The sequence below is a fragment of the Sulfuricystis thermophila genome (genome assembly GCF_004323595.1).
GTDB lineage: Bacteria > Pseudomonadota > Gammaproteobacteria > Burkholderiales > Rhodocyclaceae > Sulfuricystis > Sulfuricystis thermophila.
This window is the reverse complement of the sequence record NZ_AP019373.1, coordinates 1,072,541-1,089,733: the sequence shown is the minus strand read 5'-3', so window position 1 is coordinate 1,089,733 and position 17,193 is coordinate 1,072,541. Positions and strand designations below refer to the sequence as shown.

Here is a 17,193-nt window from a genome sequence, read left to right as displayed (position 1 = left end):
TGATTTTTATATAGGCAATTTTTTTTGCTTTGAGGTTTTCAGCGTTCTCGTTAAGCTTCCTTCCCGCTCGACTTCCCATCAACACTGCCAGCCCGAGGTTAGAGACAAATGACGACCGAACAGACCACCGATCTAGACAGCATTGGCGAAGCGCAGCAACACACCGGGCAGCTCGGCCTGCTGTTGCCGCAAGAGATTTCCGGCGAGGTATTGCTGGAAAAATACGCCAAGGGCAACGAGCGCAACGTCCATGACGTGCGCGTGCGCGTTGCCCACGCGCTGGCTTCCGTCGAGGCGGAAGAGCGGCGCACCTACTGGCAGGAGCGCTTCCTCGACGCCCAGGAGAACGGCTTCATTCCCGCCGGTCGCATCAACTCGGCCGCCGGCACGGATCTCTGCGCTACCCTCATCAACTGCTTCGTGCAACCCGTCGGCGACTCGATCTCCGAGGTGGTGGATGGCCGCCCCGGCATCTATACCGCGCTGGCGCAGGCCGCAGAAACGATGCGGCGCGGCGGCGGTGTCGGTTATGACTTTTCCAGCATCCGCCCGGTCGGCGCCTTCGTGCGCGGTACCCACTCGCGTGCCTCTGGGCCGGTTTCCTACATGCGCGTCTTCGACCGTTCGTGCGAAACCGTCGAATCCGCCGGTTCGCGCCGCGGCGCGCAGATGGGTGTGCTGCGCTGCGACCACCCGGACATCGAGGCCTTCATCCACGCGAAGGACCATGGCGACCTGACGAATTTCAACATCTCGGTCGGTGTCACCGATGCGTTCATGCAGGCCGTCGAAGCAGGGAGCGAGGTCGAACTCGTGCATCGCGCCGAACCCACCGACGAGCTGAAGCAGGCCGGTGCCTATCAGCGCGATGACGGGCTGTGGGTCTATCGCAAGGTGCCGGCGCGCGAGCTGTGGGACCAGATCATGCGCTCGACCTACGACCATGCCGAGCCGGGCATCCTGTTCATCGACCGGATGAACAAGGACAACAACCTCAACTACTGCGAGACGATCGAGGCCACCAACCCCTGCGCCGAACAGCCGCTGCCGCCCTATGGCTGCTGCTGCCTCGGTTCGATCAACTTGACGCTGTTCGTGCGCCAGCCCTTCTCGGAAACCGCCGATTTCGATTACGCCGGCTTCGGCAAGGTCATCGAAGTCGCCGTCCGCATGCTCGACAACGTGCTCGACGTCACCCACTGGCCGCTGCCGCAACAGCAGGCCGAAGCCGCCGCCAAGCGCCGCGTCGGCCTCGGGTTCACCGGTCTGGGCGATGCGTTGATCATGCTCGGCCTGCGCTATGACACGGAGGAAGCACGCCGGACCGCCGCGAAGATCGCCGAATTCATGCGCGACCGCGCCTACCTGACCTCGGTGGAGCTCGCCAAGGAGCGCGGCCCCTTCCCGCTGTTCAACGCCGATCTGTATCTGACCGGCGGCAACTTCGCCTCGCGCCTGCCGCAGCACATCAAGGACGCGATCAGAAAGTATGGCATCCGCAATTCGCACCTCTTGTCGATCGCGCCGACCGGCACCATTTCGCTGGCCTTTGCCGACAATGCATCGAACGGCATCGAGCCGCCCTTCTCCTGGACCTACATGCGCAAGAAGCGCATGCCGGATGGTACGCACAAGGAATATGCGGTCGAGGATTACGCCTGGCGGCTTTACAAGCATCTGGGCGGTGACACCAACGCCCTGCCCGACTATTTCGTCACCGCACTGGAAATCTCGGCCAAGGCGCATGAGGAAATGGTCGCCGCCGTCGCCCCCTACGTCGACACCTCGATCTCCAAGACCGTCAACGTCCCGGCCGACTACCCGTACGCCGAATTCGAGGATCTCTATCTGGTCGCCTGGAAATCCGGCCTCAAGGGGCTGGCTACCTACCGGCCGAATGCAGTGCTCGGCAGCGTGCTGTCGGTCGAACCGCAGCAACCGGGCCAGGGGCAGAACGCCCAGAAACAGCCGCAGGACGTCACGCTCGACGGCGCCAACCGCCGTCTGTCGATCGGCTCGCTGCCCGCCCCCGTGCTGGCCTCGCTGCGCTGGCCGGGGCGCCCGCGTCTGCCCGACGGCAATGCCGCCTGGACCTACATGATCGAGACGCCGCACGGCGAGTTCGCGCTGTTCGTCGGCCAGATCGAGAACGAAAAGCGCCAGCAGGTGCCCTTCGAGGTCTGGGTCAACGGTACCGAACAGCCACGCGGCCTCGGTGCGGTGGCCAAGACCCTGTCGATGGACATGCGTGCCAACGACCCGGCCTGGCTGAAACTCAAGCTCGACGTGCTGGCCAGCACGGTCGGCGACGAACCCTTCGAGATGCCCTTCCCGCCGCATGGCGAGCTGAAGCTGATGCCCGGCGCCGTATCGGCGCTGGCGCAGGTGATCCGCTACCGCTGCGAACAGCTCGGCGCGCTGGTCAGCGACGGCGCCACCCCCGTGCTCGATTGCATGTTCTCGCGCGACGAGCCGAAGACCGGCACCGACGGCACGCTGTCCTGGACGGTCGATATCGTCAACCCGGCCTCGCGCGAGGATTTCGTGCTCGGCCTCAAGGAAATCACGCTGCCCGACGGCGTCACCCGCCCCTATTCCTGCTGGCTGTCTGGCAATTATCCGCGTGCGCTCGACGGCCTGACCAAGCTGCTCTCGCTCGACATGCGCGTGATGGATCCGGCCTGGATCGGCATGAAACTCAGGAAGCTCCTGAACTACCCCGAGCCCCTGGGTGATTTCATGGCCCGTGTGCCGGGCTCGAACAAGCAGCAGAACTGGCCTTCGACGGTGGCCTACATTGCGCGGCTGATCATCCACCGTTACGCGATGCTCGGCATCCTCGACGAACAAGGGTTCCCGACCCGCGAAATGGGCATCCTCGAGCGGCCGAGCGACAAGAAGGGTGAACTCAAGGTCACCCAGGGCTCGCTGTGCCCGGAATGCGGCAACATGACCGTGATCCGCAAAGACGGCTGCGACTTCTGCACCGCCTGCGGCGCGGTCGGCACGTGTGGCTGAAGCCAAAGCCGGCCCAGGGGGCAACCCCCGGGCCGGAATTTCTGGTACATTATGAGAAGCCAGCGTCAGAGTACGCTGGCTTTTTTGGGGATACGCCTTGCGCCCCCAGCCGTCATACCAAGAATTTTCTGACGGCAGGCATGCCGAGCATGCAATGAGCAAATCCATTTTCAATTTTTGATTGATCGGGAATCCCTTGGAGAACGAAGACCTTTCCTCTCCCGTCGCCGCATCCGACGCACCGGTCGCGGCGCCCGTCGTGGCCAGCGCGCCACCCCCACCCCCGGCATTCGACCCGCGCCGCCGCATCCGCGAATTGCTGGCGATTCCGGAGCGCGACCGCACCGACGCCGAATGGGACGAACTGAACGAGCTCGAAATCCAGACCGCTCCAGGCAACCGCATCGGCAACCAGCCGCCTGGGAGCTATGTCGGCAAGCCTGCCTTCCATGGCAAGCACCGCCTGAAAGGCAAGACCAAGGGCAAGCCAGGCCAGGGCGGCAACCGGCCGCCGGGTGGCAGCAAGCCGCAGAACCACCCGAACAAGCCTCGCCCAGCCTGAAGCCGTAGCGGGGCGACTTTTTCGCGGTCGGCAGCTTCTGCTCACTGCCCTGTCCGAATGACCGCACCCATTCCCGCCCGGCCACCCGCCACCAACAGCGGACAGCTGTGGTGGTGGCTGCCGCGTGTCTCGATCCTGCTGTTCGTCGCCGGCATCTTCGCGCTGTTCTGGTACCTCGAGCGCAGCGACCGGGAAGAAAAACGCACGGCGCTGATAAGCGACATGCTCTGGCTCGAGCAGAATCTGCGCTTCGTGCTCCACCACAACGAAGACCTGCTCGGCCGTTTCGATCCACAGCGCATCGGGCAGCGCGAAACCTTCCAGGCCCATGCGGCACCCGTCATCGCCAGCAATTCCGGCGTCATTCAGGTGCGCTGGCTTGCGCCCTCCGGCGAGCAACTCGATGCCTACCCACCGGTATCGGACGACCCGCTCGCCTCATCGTCTGCCGCGGACATGGCGGCTCAGCGGCTTGCCGTTTCGGTGGCCCATGCCGTCTATGGCCCGCCCTATCCCGTCGGCAACGACTGGCAATTCGAGGTGTATGTGCCGATTTTCCACGCCGGAGAACTGGCCGGCATCGTCGTCGGGGTTTATTCGATACGCCGCCTGCTGGCGGATGGCGTTCCGTGGTGGATCGCCGAACGCTACCAGATCGCGATCGCCGATCCCTCGGGCCAGTCCCTTGGCCAGCGTTCCAATATCACGGAGATCGAAACCGACAACGCTTACCAGATGCCTTTCGATCCGCCCGGTCACGGCCTGATCCTGCATGCGACTTCCTACCGCAGCGCCACGCCGATGACCGGCCGGGTGATCATGGCAGGGCTGGCGTTTCTCGCCGCGTTGGTGCTGTTCAGTCTATGGACACTGCGCCGGCACGTGCAAGGGCGGCTGGCAGCGGAGAGCGCCCTGCAGAACGAAGTGGCCTTCCGCAAGGCGATGGAGGACTCAGTGCAGACCGGACTGCGCGCGCGCAATCTCGATGGCATGATCACCTACGTCAATCCGGCGTTCTGCCGCATGGTCGGCTGGTCACCGGAAGAGCTGATCGGCCGCCTGCCGCCGATGCCCTACTGGGCCGAGGAATATCTCGACGAGACACGCGCGATGCACGCCAAGGTGCTCGCCGGCCAGGCCCCCAGTAATGGCTTCGAAATCAAGCTCAAGCGGCGCAACGGCGAAATCTTCGATGCACTGATCATCGAGGCGCCGCTGATCGACAGCCAGGGCCGGCACACCGGCTGGATGGGTTCGGTGGTCGACATCACCGAACGCAAACGCATCGCCGAGCTGGCGCGCCAGCAGGAAGAGCGTCTCCAGGCGAGCGCCCGCCTGATCACGATGGGTGAAATGGCTTCCAGCCTCGCCCATGAGCTGAACCAGCCGCTCGCAGCGATTTCCAGCTATGCCACCGGCTGCCGCAACCTGATCGCCGCCGGCGCGCCGCAGAGCGAAATCGATGCTGCCATCGCCAAGTGCCAGGAGCAGGCCCAGCGCGCCGGCCGCATCATCCGGCGCATCTACGAATTCGTCCGGCGCCAGGAACCGAAAAGTGAACCCTGCGACATCGGCCTGCTGCTCGCCGACCTGATCACCCTGCTGGACAGCGACGCACGCCGCCAGCGGGTGCGCATCCAGCGCGACATCGCCCCGAACCTGCCGCTGCTGCAAGCCGACCGCATCCTGCTCGGCCAGGCTCTCCTCAACCTGATGAAGAATGGCATCGAAGCGATGGGCCAGACCGACGAAGCGGCGCGTGTCCTCACCGTGCGCGCGGCGCAGCTCGCCGACCAAGTGCTGATTTCGGTGATCGATCGGGGCTGCGGCATCGGGCCGGACACAGTCAGCCAGTTGTTCGAGCCGTTCTACACCACCAAACAGGAAGGTCTCGGCGTGGGCCTCAAGATCTGCCGCTCGGTCGTCGAAGCGCATCATGGCCGTCTTTGGTTCGAAGCCAATCCCGAGGGCGGCACGATTTTCCATATCGCGCTACCATGCAACTCGCAATGACCACCGGCATGGCCTATATCGTCGATGACGACGCCGCGCTCCGCGACGCGATCCCCTGGCTGCTGCGTTCGCGCGGCATTCCCTGCCGAGCCTGGGAATCGGCCGAAGCCTTTCTCGCCGACTACAGCGACGAGATGAGCGGCTGCCTGATCCTCGACCTGCGCATGGGCGGCATGACCGGCAGCGAACTGCATGAGCGCCTGATCGAGCGCGGCTGCGCGATGCCGGTGATCTTCCTCACCGGCCATGGCGACGTGCCGCTGGCAGTGAAAGCCTTGAAGCGCGGCGCCTTCGACTTCATCGAGAAACCGTTCAACGACAACGAACTCGCCGACCGCGTGCATGAGGCACTGCAGCATGAGCAAAATCGGCGCTGGCAGGACGGCATGAAAGCCGCGGTGCTGGAACGGCTCGCCACCCTCACCGAACGCGAACGCGAGGTGATGGAGCGCATTCTCGCTGGCAAGCTCAACAAGGTGATCGCCGACGAGCTGTCGATCGCGATGCGCACCGTCGAAGTGCACCGCGCGCACATCTTCGAAAAGATGGGCGTGCGCTCCGCAGTCGAGCTCGCTCAGCGGCTCTCGCTGCTCGGCCCGCCGGGTTCCAGATAGATCAGGCCGCGACGGCGCAGCAGACGATGGGCGCCGAGCCGCATGACCGGATGTCGATCGACACCTGCCGTGAGCATCTGCCTGAGCGCCTCGCGCAGACGCGCCTCGCTCGGGATCGCCACCTGCTGCCGCGCCAGCAGGTAACGCAGCGCATTGCGCGCGCGCGGCTCGGGCAGCGCCTTCAGCCGCGCGATGTCGAGCGGAAAGCCCTCTGAGCCCGCCAGATCGAGGCGCGCCAGATCGTCGAGCAGCTCTTGCGCCTCATTGAACCGCGCCGCAGCGGCGGCGAGATTGCGTGTCGCCGCCGGAAAGCGGCGCACCAGCGGCTTCAGGATGCAATGGCGCAGGAAATTGCGCGTGTGGCGGATGTCGGCATTGCTCTCATCCTCGATCCAGGCCAGGTGCTGCGCTTCAGCATACGCCGCGATCTCGGCGCGGCTAACGTCGAGCAGCGGCCGCAGCAGCCGACCGCTCGCCTCCTGCATCGCCGCGGCGCCTGCAAGCCCCGCACCACGCAACAGATTGAACAGCAAGGTCTCGGCCTGATCGTCGCGCTGATGGGCGAGCACGATCCAGTCCGCCGGCGTGCGCGCGAACACCGCATGGCGCGCGCGCCGCGCCGCCGCCTCTAGCCCATCTGAAGAGCCGCGTTCGACGATCACACGTTCGCATCGGAAGGGCACACCCAGACTGCGCGCATAGTCGGCGCAGAAATCCGCCCAGGCATCGGCATGCGGACTCAAGCCGTGATGGACATGCAATGCAGAAAGTCCTTCCGGACGCAGCCGAGCCAAGGCGTGCAACAGGACGACGGAATCGATGCCGCCGGACAATCCGACCACCAGCCGGGCGCCGGGCGGCGCATGGCGAGCCAATGAGGCTGCCAGCGCGGCTGTCAGCCGCTCAATGGGTGGCGAGTTCCTTGAATTTGCCATGACCCATCAAGCGCTGGTAACGGCGCTCGACGAGTTCGTCGGCAGAGAGCCCCTGCAGACCGCGCAGCGCATCCTGCAAGGCCTTCTTCAGCGCGCTCGCGGCCGCACGCGGATCGCGGTGTGCGCCGCCCGGCGGTTCATTGATGACGCGATCGATCAGACCGAGGGTCTTCAGGCGCGAAGCCGTGATCCCCAGCGTCTCGGCCGCATCGGGCGCGCGCTCCGCGCTCTTCCAGAGGATCGACGCGCAGCCCTCGGGCGAAATCACCGAATAGGTCGCGTATTGCAGCATCATCACCACGTCGCCCTGGGCGATCGCCAGCGCACCGCCCGACCCGCCCTCGCCGATGATCGTGCACACCAGCGGCACCTTCAGCTCGGCCATCACATACAGATTGCGGCCGATCGCCTCGGACTGGCCGCGTTCTTCGGCACCGATGCCCGGATAGGCGCCGGGCGTATCGACGAAGGTGAACACCGGCATGCCGAACTTTTCCGCCAGACGCATCAGCCGCAGCGCCTTGCGATAGCCCTCGGGCCGGGGCATGCCGAAATTGCGATGGATCTTTTCTTTGGTGTCGCGCCCCTTCTGATGGCCGATCACCATACAGGACTGGCCATTGAAACGCGCGAGCCCCCCGACGATCGCCGGATCGTCGGCGAACGCGCGATCGCCGTGCAGCTCGACGAAATCGGTAAAGATCATGCCGATGTAATCGAGGGTATAGGGGCGCTGCGGATGACGCGCCACCTGCGCGATCTGCCAGGGCGTCAGCTTGGCGTAGATCTCCTTGACGAGCGCCGCGCTCTTGCTCTCCAGCCGGCCGATCTCGTCAGAGATATCCACCGCCGAGTCGTCCTGAACATAACGCAACTGCTCGATTTTCTCCTCGAGCTCGGCGATCGGCTGCTCGAAATCCAGAAAGGTCGTCTTCATGGTGGGGATTCTACCGGAGGGTGCCGCTCCGCCAGCGCCGACTTTACGCCCGCCGCCAGGTGGTGCCTTGCGGGCCGTCTTCGAGGATGATGCCGGCGGCTTTCAGTTCGTCGCGGATGCGGTCGGCTTCGGCGAAGTTCTTTGCCTTCTTCGCGGCGGTGCGGGCGGCGACCTTGGCGTCGATTTCCGCCGTGCTCATGCTCTCGCCCGCGACGGGCCCAGCTTGCAGGAATTCGAGCGGATCGCGTTGCAGCAGGCCCAATACGCCACCCAAGCCCTTCAGCTGCGCGGCCAGTCGTGCGTCCTTGCTGCGATTCACCTCATTGGCGAGATCGAACAGCACCGCGATCGCTTCCGGCGTGGCGAAGTCGTCGTCCATCGCCGCTTTGAAACGTTGCGCATGCGCTTCGTGCCAATCCACCCGAGCTTCGACAACGAATCCTTTCAGCGCGGTGTAGAGGCGGGTGAGCGCGACCTTCGCATCCTCGAGATGGGCATCCGAGTAATTCAGCGGGCTGCGATAGTGCGCGCGCAGGATGAAGAAACGCACGACTTCGGGATGGTATTTCCAGAGGACTTCGCGGATGGTGAAGAAGTTGCCGAGCGATTTCGACATCTTCTCGTCATCGACGCGCACGAAGCCGTTGTGCATCCAGTAATTGACGAAGGTATGGCCATGCGCCCCTTCGGATTGCGCGATCTCGTTCTCGTGGTGCGGGAACTGCAAATCCTGGCCGCCGCCGTGGATGTCGAAGTGCTCGCCCAAGAGGCGCGAGCTCATCGCCGAGCATTCGATGTGCCAGCCGGGACGTCCCGGCCCCCACGGCGAATCCCACTTGACCTCGGCGCCCTCCTCCGGCTTCGCGTGTTTCCAGAGCACGAAGTCGAGCGGATCGTGCTTGCCTTCCATGACATCGACACGACTGCCGGCGCGCAGGTCTTCGAGCGATTTGCCGGAAAGCTTGCCATAGCCGGGAAACTTGCGTACTGCATAGCAGACGTCGCCGTTGGCGGCGACATAGGCATAGCCGTTCTTTTCCAGCTTGGCGATCAGCTCCTGCATCGCCGGCACGTATTCGGTGGCACGTGGTTCGAAATCGGGCCGCGCCACGCCTAAAGCGTCGGCATCCTCGTGCATCGCCGCGATGAAGCGATCGGTGAGACTACGGATCGATTCGCCGTTTTCCGCGGCGCGCTTGATGATCTTGTCGTCGATGTCGGTGATGTTGCGCACATAGGTGACCTGATAGCCGCTGGCCTTGAGCCAGCGCACCACCATGTCGAAGACCACCAGCACGCGGGCGTGGCCGAGATGGCAGTAGTCGTAGACGGTCATGCCGCAGACGTAGAGCCGCACTTTGCCCGGCTCGATGGGCACGAATTCCTGCAGGGTGCGGGTCAGCGAGTTGTAGATTTTCAGCATGGCAGGATGCGGAAAGCGTCGAACGAAAGGCTAGAATCATACGTGTTTTGTTCTGCCAGGAGAGCCCATGAAGCACCTCTTTGCCCTGTTGTCCGCACTGCTTTTCTCGCTGGCCGCCGCGGCCGCCAACCCCCAGGTCGAGCTGAAGACCAGTCTCGGCGTGATCGTTCTCGAACTCGATGCCGCCAGAGCGCCAAAGACCACCGAGAACTTCATGCAGTACGTCAAGGACGGTTTCTACGACGGCACGATCTTCCACCGCGTCATCGACGGCTTCATGATCCAGGGCGGCGGCATGACGCCCGACATGAAGGAAAAACCCACGCGCGCGCCGATCCCCAACGAGGCCAAGAACGGCCTCAAGAACGTCACCGGCAGCATCGCGATGGCCAGGACGCGCGATCCACACTCGGCCGCGGCGCAGTTCTTCATCAACGTCAAGGACAATGCCTTCCTCGACTACCCTGGCCAGGACGGCTGGGGCTATGCAGTATTCGGCCAGGTCGTGCGGGGTCTCGATGTCGTGCAGAAAATCGCCAAGGTCCCCACCGGCAATGCCGGCTTCCACCAAAACGTCCCGCTCACCCCCGTCGTCATCGAATCCGCCCGCATCCTCGACAAGAAATAAGGAACCCCCGACATGATCAAGCTCACCACCAACCTTGGCACCATCACCCTCGAACTCGACGCCGAGAAGGCACCGAAGACCGTCGCCAACTTCCTCGATTACGTCAAGGCCGGCCATTACGACGGCACGATCTTCCACCGTGTCATCGACGGCTTCATGATCCAGGGGGGCGGCTTCCTACCCGGCATGAAGCAGAAGCCGACCAACGCGCCGATCGAGAACGAGGCGGCCAATGGTCTGAAAAACCAGCGTGGCACGATCGCGATGGCGCGCACCTCGGACCCGCACTCGGCCACCGCGCAGTTCTTCATCAACGTCGCCGACAACGACTTCCTCGATTTCCGTGCGCCGTCGGGCAACGGCTGGGGCTACTGCGTGTTCGGGCACGTCGTCGAGGGCATGGACGTCGTCGACAAGATCAAGCGCGTGAGGACCGGCAACAAGGGTTTCCACCAGGATGTCCCCGTCGAGGACGTCGTCATCGAAAAGGCAGAAGTCGTCTGAGCGAGCTGTTCATCTCGGACCTGCATCTTGCCCCGGCTGAGCCGGGGACGGTGCAGACCTTCCTCGATTTCCTCGCCGGGCCGGCACGTAGGGCGGAGCGTCTGACGATTCTCGGCGACCTGTTCGACTACTGGGCGGGGGATGACGATCTGGCCGATCCCTTCAATGCCCGGATCGTCGCGGCTTTGCGCACGCTGTCCGACCGCGGCGTGCGGCTCGAATTCATGGCCGGCAACCGCGATTTCCTGGTCGGCGAAGATTTCGCCCATGCTGCCGGTCTCACCCTGCTGCCGGACCCCTGTGTGCGCGACATCGCGGGCGTGAAAACGCTGCTGACGCATGGCGATGCGCTGTGTACCGACGATGTCGATTACCAGCGTTTCCGCGCCCAAGTGCGCGACCCGGCGTGGCGCGCGGCCTTCCTCGCCCGCCCGCTGGCGGATCGCAAGCGCGAGATCGAAACGCTACGGATGATGAGCGAGACGGAGAAACGGCACAAACCGGCAGAGATCATGGACGTCAATGCCGATGCCGTCACCGCCTGGTTCGTCGAGCATCGTGCCGAAGCATTGATCCACGGCCACACCCACCGGCAGGGCCGCCATGAGTATGTCCTCAATGGCAAGATCTGCACGCGCTGGGTGCTCGGCGACTGGCATCCCGGCCGCGGCAACGCCCTCTTCTGCGAACCGGCAGGCTGGCGCTGGCTTGACCTACGCTGAGCGATGCCGATAATCCCGAAGCATCTCAACCCACAGGACCCCATCATGCTCCGCCCCGCATTCCCTCTCCTTGCCACCCTACTCTCGCTGTGCTGCCTGACCTTCGATGCGCTGGCCGACATCAAGATCGGCGTGATCGCTTCTTCGACCGGGGTCACCGCCGTGATCGGCATCCCGCAGAAGAATACGGTTTCGCTGCTGCCCACCGAGATCGGCGGGCAGAAGGTCGAATATGTCGTGCTCGACGACGCCTCCGACCCGACCAATGCCGTCACCAACGTCAAGAAGCTCTTGACCGAGCACAAGGTCGATGCACTGATCGGCCCGACGACGACCCCAGCCGCACTGGCGATCCTCGACTTCGTCGCCGAGGCGAAGGTGCCGCTGGTAACGACGGTCGGCTCGTCGGCGATCGTGCTGCCGATGGATGAAAAAAAGAAGTGGGTGTTCAAGACCACGCAGAACGACGACCTGATCGCCGAGGCGGTGATCGAGCACATGGTCGCCAGCGGCATCAAGACGCTCGGCTTCATTGGCTTCAACGATCCCTATGGCGAGAACTGGTACAAAGTCTTCGCGCCGATGGCCGAGAAAGCGGGTTTGAAGATCGTCGCCAACGAACGCTTCACGCGCACCGACCAGTCGGTGATCGGTCAAGCGCTGAAGATCATCGCCGCGAAGCCCGATGCGGTGTTCATCGCCGCGACCGGTGGCCCGGCCGTGCTGCCCCAGGCGACGCTGTTGGAAAAGGGCTATAAGGGCAGGCTCTACCAGACCCACGGCGTCGCCACCAACGATTTCATCCGTATCGGCGGCGCCAAAGTCGAGGGCACGCTGATGGCCGGCGGCCCGATGCTGGTGGCAGACGACCTGCCGGCGAGCAACCCGATCAAGGCCGTCGCGCAAGGCTATATCAAAGCCTATGACGCGAAATTCGGCGCCGGCACGACCTCGACCTTCGGCGCCAACACCTGGGACGCAGGGCTGTTGCTGCAAAAGGCGATTCCCGTCGCGCTCAAAAAAGCCCAGCCCGGCAGTGCCGAATTTCGCGCCGCACTGCGCGAGGCGCTCGAACAAACGAAGGAACTGGTTGGCGCGCAGGGCGTGTTCAACATGACGCCGCAGAATCACAACGGCATGGATGCCCGCGCCCGCGTGATGATGACGGTGAAGAACGGGCGCTGGACGCTGATCCAGTGATCAGGCAACCGCCGATCAAATTGCGGCGCGGGTGCATCGCTGTGTTGCGCGGCGTCTCGCTTGCGGCTTGCTTCGGCGTTCCCTCAGCGACGCCGCGGCCTATCGGCTGTCGCGGCGCTCGGACGGCGCGCGGCGCGCGGCTTGTCGCCCTCGCCTGCCTTTGCCGGGCGGATCCTCAGCGGCAGGTGTCTCACCCGCGTGCGTTTGAGGATGTCGAGCACTTCGGCCGGCAGTTCCGGCAATTCGACGGTGCTGTAGTCGTCGAACAGGTGGATCTGACCGATCAGCCGACCGTCGATGCCGCCTTCGTTGGCGATTGCGCCGACGATTTCCTTCGGCAGCACGCCCTGGTTCCTGCCCACTTCGATGCGGTAGCGGACGATCGGCGCACGGTCGAAATCGCGCTTGGGCGCCGGGGCGGGACGCGGCTTGCGCTCGGTCTTCTCTGGCGCCATCTCGAAAGTCGGCGCTCGCGAGACGGCACGCGTCGGCTCGCCGCGTGAAATCTGGCCGGCACCCTCCGGCTCTGCAAGCCCCTCCGGCCGCAATGGCCGCTCGCGCTGGGCGAGAAAGGCGAGCGCGGCGGCGATCTGGCGCGTCGCCAGCCCGTCTTCGCTTTCCATGCGCCGCACCACGTCGTAGAAGAAGTCGAGATTTTCCTGCGCCAGCGTGTCGAGGATCTGCTGGCGGAACTGCTGCACCCGTCGTTCGGCCACCTCGCCGCGGCTCGGCAAACCAACCGGCTCGATCGGCTGGCGCGTCGCGCGCTCGATGGCCTTGAGCATCCTCATCTCGCGGGGGGAAACGAACAGGATCGCCACACCCGCCCGCCCCGCCCGTCCGGTGCGGCCGATGCGGTGCACGTAGGCTTCGACGTCGTAAGGGATGTCGTAGTTGATGACATGGCTGATGCGCGGCACGTCCAGGCCGCGCGCGGCGACATCGGTGGCGACGACGATGTCGAGACTGCCGTTCTTCAGCCGCTCGATCACCTGCTCGCGCAGGCCCTGCGTCATGTCGCCGTTCAAGGCCGCCGCCTCGTAGCCGCGGGCTTCGAGCCGTTCGGCGAGTTCGACCGTCGCGGTCTTGGTGCGCACGAAGACGATCGCCGCCTCGAAATCCTCCTCGACTTCGAGCATGCGGGTCAGCGCTTCGAGCTTGTCGGCGCCGGTGACTTTCCAGTATTTCTGCTTGATCGTCGCCACCGTCGCCGTCGCGGCGCGGATCTTGACCTGCTGCGGCTCGCGCAGATAACGGCTCGCGATGCGGCGGATCGGTTCCGGCATGGTCGCCGAAAACAGCGCCGTCTGTCGCGTCGCCGGCGTGTGTTCGAGGATCCATTCGACATCGTCGATGAAGCCCATGCGCAGCATCTCGTCGGCCTCATCGAGCACCAGCGTCCGCAGATGGCCAAGATCGAGGCTCTTCCGTTCGAGGTGATCCATGATGCGGCCCGGCGTGCCGACGATCACCTGCGCGCCACGGGAGAGCGCCCGCAGCTGGATCACCATGCTCTGGCCGCCGTAGATCGGCAGCACGTGGAAGCCCGGCATCTGGTGCGCGTATTTCTGGAAGGCTTCGGCGACCTGGATCGCCAGCTCGCGCGTCGGTGCGAGCACCAGTGCCTGCGGGCGCTTGTCGGCCAGATCGAGCCGCGCCAGGATCGGCAGCGCAAACGCCGCCGTCTTGCCGGTGCCCGTCTGCGCTTCGCCGAGCAGGTCGCGTCCGGCCAACAGATGCGGGATGCAGGCGGCCTGGATCGGCGACGGCGTCTCATAGCCGACTTCGGCGAGCGCGGAAAGGAGATACGGTGGCAGCGCGAGCGCCGCGAAGGAGTCGGGGGTGTCGGTCATCGGAAAGCCTGCGTCCGGCAGGGAGAAGAAGGGCCATTCAGGCCGCGCGGGCCGGCATTATCGCAGAATCCGGTAAGGCGCAGGGTCGATGGCCGGCGCATGCCCCGAAACGAGATCGGCCAGCAGCCGGCCGGAGCCGACCGCCATGGTCCAGCCCAGCGTGCCGTGGCCGCCATTCACATACAGCCCGCCGATCGGTGTCGGACCGATCAGCGGAACGTTGCCGGGCGTGGCCGGACGCAGGCCCGCCCACGGCTCGACGGCATCGTCGCGGAATGTGAGACCCGGGAAGATCTGCCGCACGCGGCGGATGAGCGGCGCGATGCGCGCGGGATTGATCGACGTGTCCAGGCCAGTGAATTCGGCCGTGCCGGCCACGCGCAGGCGCTGGCCGAGGCGTGAATAGACGATCTTCGCGCCGTCGTCGGTCAGGCTCACGCTCGGCGCCGGCGCATCGGGGGACAGCGCAATGGTGATCGAATAGCCCTTGGCGGGATAGATCGGCAGGCGCATGCCCAACGGCCGCAACAGTCCAGGCGTGTAGCTGCCGAGTGCAACGACGCAAGCCTCGGCCGCGATGCGTTCGTCATCGACCAGCCGCACCGCATTGAATCGTCCCCCCGCGGCCTCGATGCCGGCGACCGCGCAGCCGTGGCGGAACGTCACACCGTGCTGACGGCAATGGCCGGCCAAGGCCACGGTAAAGCGCCGCGCATCGCCGGATTCGTCATCGGCCGTGTAGGTGCCGCCGACGATCGGCAGCGTCGAATCCTTGAGCGCCGGCTCGATCGCCAGACATTCCGCCGCCGACTTGACGCTGCGCTCGCAACCGAACTGCTGCATGAATTCGGCCTGGGGAATGGCACGCGCGAATTCCTGCTCGTCGGTGTAGTAATGCAGGATGCCGCGTTCCAGGCAATCGTATTCCAGCCCCAGCTCATGGCGCAACGCTTTCACGCGCGCGCGGCTGTCGAGCGCCAGCGCGAGGATCGCGCGGATGTTGGCGCGTGTGCGCTCGGGCGTGCATTCGCGCAGGAAGCGCAATCCCCAGATCCATTGGGCGGCATCGGCACGCAACCGCCACAACAGCGGGGAATCCTCGCGACCGAGCCATTTGAGGATCTTCAGCGGCGTCGCGGGATTCGCCCACGGTTCGGCATGACTGGTCGAGATCTGCCCGCCGTTGGCGAAGCTGGTCTCCAGCGCCGGGCCGGGCTGACGGTCGATGACGGTCACCTCGTGACCATCCCGGGCGAGGAACCAGGCCGAGGCGACACCGAGCAGTCCCGCTCCAAGCACTACAATACGCATTCGCTGTTCCTGCCCGACCCCATGGAAGGATGAAACCTCTGCACAACGCCGCAGCCCGCCCGCGCGGCAAAAGTTAACGTGAAACACATAGCAAAAAGAGCGCCACCCTTCGTTTTCCTTGATGGCAGCCTACTTTCGCGGCGCAAGCCGCGCATGAAGTCTCCCCTCCCGCGAGGGGCGGAGGCGGGGTTTCGCGAAGCACTGCTTCGCGCCGCCGGAGCCGGCCGGCTGTGCAAAGCCGGCCGTGGGACAGGCTGGGGGAGGGCGGGCGTTTATTTTTGCGCATGGTATTTCATCCTCCGCGGGTGCCGATTGCCGGCATGCGCGTTAGACAGAGGTTTCGAGATTATAGGCACTCGACCATGAAGTTCCTCTTCGACCTGTTTCCGGTCATCCTGTTTTTCGTGGCGTACAAGTTCGCCGGCATTTATGTCGCCACCGGTGTCGCCATCGTCGCCACCTTCGCGCAGATCGGCTGGGTGCATTTCCGCCACGGCAAGGTCGACAAGATGCTCTGGGTGAGCCTGGTGCTGATCGTCGTCTTTGGCGGCATGACGCTCCTGCTGCACGACCCGACCTTCATCAAATGGAAGCCGACGATCCTCTACTGGCTCTTCGCGCTGGTGCTGCTCGGTTCGGCCTGGCTTTTCAAGAAGAACCTGATCCGCGCCATGATGGAAAAACAGATGACCCTGCCCGAGACCATTTGGAACCGCCTCAATCTCGCTTGGGCGGCCTTCTTCGCCGCGATGGGGCTACTCAACCTCTACGTCGCCTACAATTTCAGCGAGGACGCCTGGGTGAATTTCAAACTGTTCGGTGGCATGGGCCTGATGCTCGCCTTCGTCGTCGCCCAGGGTTTCTTGCTCGCCAAATACATCGAACCCACCGAGAAGGAACACTCCTGATGCTCTACATGATCCTCGGCACCGACGCCCCGGGCAGTCTCGACAAGCGCCTCGCCGCGCGCCCCGCTCATCTCGAGCGGCTGCAGGCCTTGCAGGCCGCCGGCCGACTGATCCTCGCCGGCCCCTGCCCGGCCATCGACAGCCCAGACCCCGGCCCGGCTGGCTTTTCCGGCAGCCTGATCGTCGCCGAGTTCGACTCGCTCGAAGCCGCCCAGGCCTGGGCGGCGGCCGATCCCTACGTCGCCGCCGGCGTCTATGCCAGCGTGACGGTGAAACCCTTCAAGAAGGTTCTACCATGAGCACCGTCGAACTGATCCGCGCTCGCCTGGCGACGCTCTCTCCCAGCGCACTCGAGATCCGCGACGACAGCGCCCAGCATGCCGGCCATGCCGGTGCGAAGGAAGGCGGTCATTACGCGATCCGTATCGTCGCGCCCTGCTTCGCCGGGCTGACGACCTTGCAGCGTCATCGCCTGGTGTATGATGCCATCGGCGATCTGCCCGGTGCCCGTATTCATGCGCTGAGCATCACCGCCAAGACCCCCGAAGAAACCTAATTTTCACCC

At 64.6% G+C, this 17,193-nt stretch carries 16 protein-coding genes; 11 read left to right on the top strand and 5 right to left on the bottom strand.

Features of this window, described 5'->3' with window-relative positions; translation table 11 throughout:
• Positions 1 to 108: 108 nt before the first annotated feature.
• The 4 genes from M52SOB_RS05535 to M52SOB_RS05520 all read left to right on the top strand — a co-directional run bounded on the left by M52SOB_RS05535 (position 109) and on the right by M52SOB_RS05520 (position 6,207).
• On the top strand, positions 109 to 3,018 hold the full coding sequence (locus M52SOB_RS05535) for an adenosylcobalamin-dependent ribonucleoside-diphosphate reductase (protein WP_131110950.1): 2,910 nt from the start codon (positions 109 to 111) through the stop codon (positions 3,016 to 3,018).
• Positions 3,019 to 3,199: 181 nt separating this feature from the next.
• Entirely contained in the window at positions 3,200 to 3,580 is a 381-nt protein-coding gene (locus M52SOB_RS05530; RefSeq protein WP_131110949.1) for a hypothetical protein, read from the top strand.
• A gap of 57 nt (positions 3,581 to 3,637) precedes the next feature.
• Entirely contained in the window at positions 3,638 to 5,593 is a 1,956-nt protein-coding gene (locus tag M52SOB_RS05525) for a sensor histidine kinase (protein WP_131110948.1), read from the top strand.
• Positions 5,578 to 6,207, top strand: a complete 630-nt coding sequence (locus M52SOB_RS05520) for a response regulator transcription factor (RefSeq protein ID WP_284155219.1) — start codon at positions 5,578 to 5,580, stop codon at positions 6,205 to 6,207. The genes M52SOB_RS05525 and M52SOB_RS05520 overlap by 16 nt, the downstream gene beginning before the upstream one ends.
• On the opposite strand, the gene tilS is transcribed toward M52SOB_RS05520, so the two are convergent.
• The 3 genes from tilS to cysS are packed head-to-tail and all read right to left on the bottom strand — an operon-like array spanning position 6,168 to position 9,502.
• Positions 6,168 to 7,142 carry a tRNA lysidine(34) synthetase TilS gene (gene tilS, locus M52SOB_RS05515; RefSeq protein WP_131110947.1) on the bottom strand — a complete coding sequence of 325 codons (975 nt, stop codon included), beginning with the start codon at positions 7,140 to 7,142 and terminating at the stop codon, positions 6,168 to 6,170. The genes M52SOB_RS05520 and tilS overlap by 40 nt on opposite strands.
• Positions 7,111 to 8,079 (bottom strand): acetyl-CoA carboxylase carboxyltransferase subunit alpha, encoded by a 969-nt coding sequence (locus tag M52SOB_RS05510; protein ID WP_131110946.1) that lies wholly within the window; start codon positions 8,077 to 8,079, stop codon positions 7,111 to 7,113. Before M52SOB_RS05510 ends, tilS begins: the two co-directional genes overlap by 32 nt.
• A gap of 43 nt (positions 8,080 to 8,122) precedes the next feature.
• Positions 8,123 to 9,502: a cysteine--tRNA ligase gene (cysS, locus tag M52SOB_RS05505; RefSeq protein WP_131110945.1), complete on the bottom strand. Its 1,380-nt coding sequence runs from the start codon at positions 9,500 to 9,502 to the stop codon at positions 8,123 to 8,125.
• A 67-nt stretch (positions 9,503 to 9,569) separates the two neighbouring features.
• Here cysS and M52SOB_RS05500 point away from each other — a divergent pair, with 67 nt between their 5' ends.
• Genes M52SOB_RS05500 through M52SOB_RS05485 form a run of 4 tightly spaced genes read left to right on the top strand, consistent with a single transcriptional unit; the run spans position 9,570 to position 12,556 of the window.
• Complete coding sequence (locus M52SOB_RS05500; RefSeq protein ID WP_131110944.1) at positions 9,570 to 10,130, top strand: peptidylprolyl isomerase; 561 nt, start codon at positions 9,570 to 9,572, stop codon at positions 10,128 to 10,130.
• Between the two features lie 12 nt (positions 10,131 to 10,142).
• Positions 10,143 to 10,634, top strand: a complete 492-nt coding sequence (locus tag M52SOB_RS05495; RefSeq protein WP_131110943.1) for a peptidylprolyl isomerase — start codon at positions 10,143 to 10,145, stop codon at positions 10,632 to 10,634.
• Complete coding sequence (locus M52SOB_RS05490; protein WP_131112446.1) at positions 10,631 to 11,356, top strand: UDP-2,3-diacylglucosamine diphosphatase; 726 nt, start codon at positions 10,631 to 10,633, stop codon at positions 11,354 to 11,356. The genes M52SOB_RS05495 and M52SOB_RS05490 overlap by 4 nt, the downstream gene beginning before the upstream one ends.
• Before the next feature lie 45 nt (positions 11,357 to 11,401).
• The gene (locus M52SOB_RS05485) at positions 11,402 to 12,556 is read left to right on the top strand and encodes an ABC transporter substrate-binding protein (protein ID WP_131110942.1); all 1,155 of its coding nucleotides are present in this window, start codon (positions 11,402 to 11,404) and stop codon (positions 12,554 to 12,556) included.
• Positions 12,557 to 12,639: 83 nt separating this feature from the next.
• Here M52SOB_RS05485 and M52SOB_RS05480 read toward each other — a convergent pair whose 3' ends face one another.
• Both M52SOB_RS05480 and M52SOB_RS05475 read right to left on the bottom strand, forming a co-directional pair.
• Positions 12,640 to 14,409: a DEAD/DEAH box helicase gene (locus tag M52SOB_RS05480; protein WP_172601755.1), complete on the bottom strand. Its 1,770-nt coding sequence runs from the start codon at positions 14,407 to 14,409 to the stop codon at positions 12,640 to 12,642.
• A gap of 57 nt (positions 14,410 to 14,466) precedes the next feature.
• Entirely contained in the window at positions 14,467 to 15,720 is a 1,254-nt protein-coding gene (locus tag M52SOB_RS05475; protein WP_131110940.1) for a D-amino acid dehydrogenase, read from the bottom strand.
• A gap of 362 nt (positions 15,721 to 16,082) precedes the next feature.
• Here M52SOB_RS05475 and M52SOB_RS05470 point away from each other — a divergent pair, with 362 nt between their 5' ends.
• Genes M52SOB_RS05470 through M52SOB_RS05460 form a run of 3 tightly spaced genes read left to right on the top strand, consistent with a single transcriptional unit; the run spans position 16,083 to position 17,184 of the window.
• Positions 16,083 to 16,628 carry a septation protein A gene (locus M52SOB_RS05470; RefSeq protein WP_131110939.1) on the top strand — a complete coding sequence of 182 codons (546 nt, stop codon included), beginning with the start codon at positions 16,083 to 16,085 and terminating at the stop codon, positions 16,626 to 16,628.
• A complete protein-coding gene (locus M52SOB_RS05465; RefSeq protein WP_131110938.1) occupies positions 16,628 to 16,927 on the top strand; it encodes a YciI family protein in 300 nt (99 codons plus the stop codon). Before M52SOB_RS05470 ends, M52SOB_RS05465 begins: the two co-directional genes overlap by 1 nt.
• A complete protein-coding gene (locus M52SOB_RS05460; protein WP_131110937.1) occupies positions 16,924 to 17,184 on the top strand; it encodes a BolA family protein in 261 nt (86 codons plus the stop codon). The genes M52SOB_RS05465 and M52SOB_RS05460 overlap by 4 nt, the downstream gene beginning before the upstream one ends.
• The last annotated feature ends 9 nt before the right edge of the window (positions 17,185 to 17,193 follow it).

Coding starts and splice junctions, on each gene's coding strand:
- M52SOB_RS05475 (WP_131110940.1), bottom strand. CDS start 15,720: ATGCGTATTGTAGTGCTTGGAGCGGGACTGCTCGGTGTCGCCTCGGCC.
- M52SOB_RS05525 (WP_131110948.1), top strand. CDS start 3,638: ATGACCGCACCCATTCCCGCCCGGCCACCCGCCACCAACAGCGGACAG.
- M52SOB_RS05500 (WP_131110944.1), top strand. CDS start 9,570: ATGAAGCACCTCTTTGCCCTGTTGTCCGCACTGCTTTTCTCGCTGGCC.
- M52SOB_RS05520 (WP_284155219.1), top strand. CDS start 5,578: ATGCAACTCGCAATGACCACCGGCATGGCCTATATCGTCGATGACGAC.
- M52SOB_RS05510 (WP_131110946.1), bottom strand. CDS start 8,079: ATGAAGACGACCTTTCTGGATTTCGAGCAGCCGATCGCCGAGCTCGAG.
- M52SOB_RS05460 (WP_131110937.1), top strand. CDS start 16,924: ATGAGCACCGTCGAACTGATCCGCGCTCGCCTGGCGACGCTCTCTCCC.
- M52SOB_RS05535 (WP_131110950.1), top strand. CDS start 109: ATGACGACCGAACAGACCACCGATCTAGACAGCATTGGCGAAGCGCAG.
- M52SOB_RS05470 (WP_131110939.1), top strand. CDS start 16,083: ATGAAGTTCCTCTTCGACCTGTTTCCGGTCATCCTGTTTTTCGTGGCG.
- M52SOB_RS05495 (WP_131110943.1), top strand. CDS start 10,143: ATGATCAAGCTCACCACCAACCTTGGCACCATCACCCTCGAACTCGAC.
- tilS (WP_131110947.1), bottom strand. CDS start 7,142: ATGGCAAATTCAAGGAACTCGCCACCCATTGAGCGGCTGACAGCCGCG.
- cysS (WP_131110945.1), bottom strand. CDS start 9,502: ATGCTGAAAATCTACAACTCGCTGACCCGCACCCTGCAGGAATTCGTG.
- M52SOB_RS05485 (WP_131110942.1), top strand. CDS start 11,402: ATGCTCCGCCCCGCATTCCCTCTCCTTGCCACCCTACTCTCGCTGTGC.
- M52SOB_RS05480 (WP_172601755.1), bottom strand. CDS start 14,409: ATGACCGACACCCCCGACTCCTTCGCGGCGCTCGCGCTGCCACCGTAT.
- M52SOB_RS05465 (WP_131110938.1), top strand. CDS start 16,628: ATGCTCTACATGATCCTCGGCACCGACGCCCCGGGCAGTCTCGACAAG.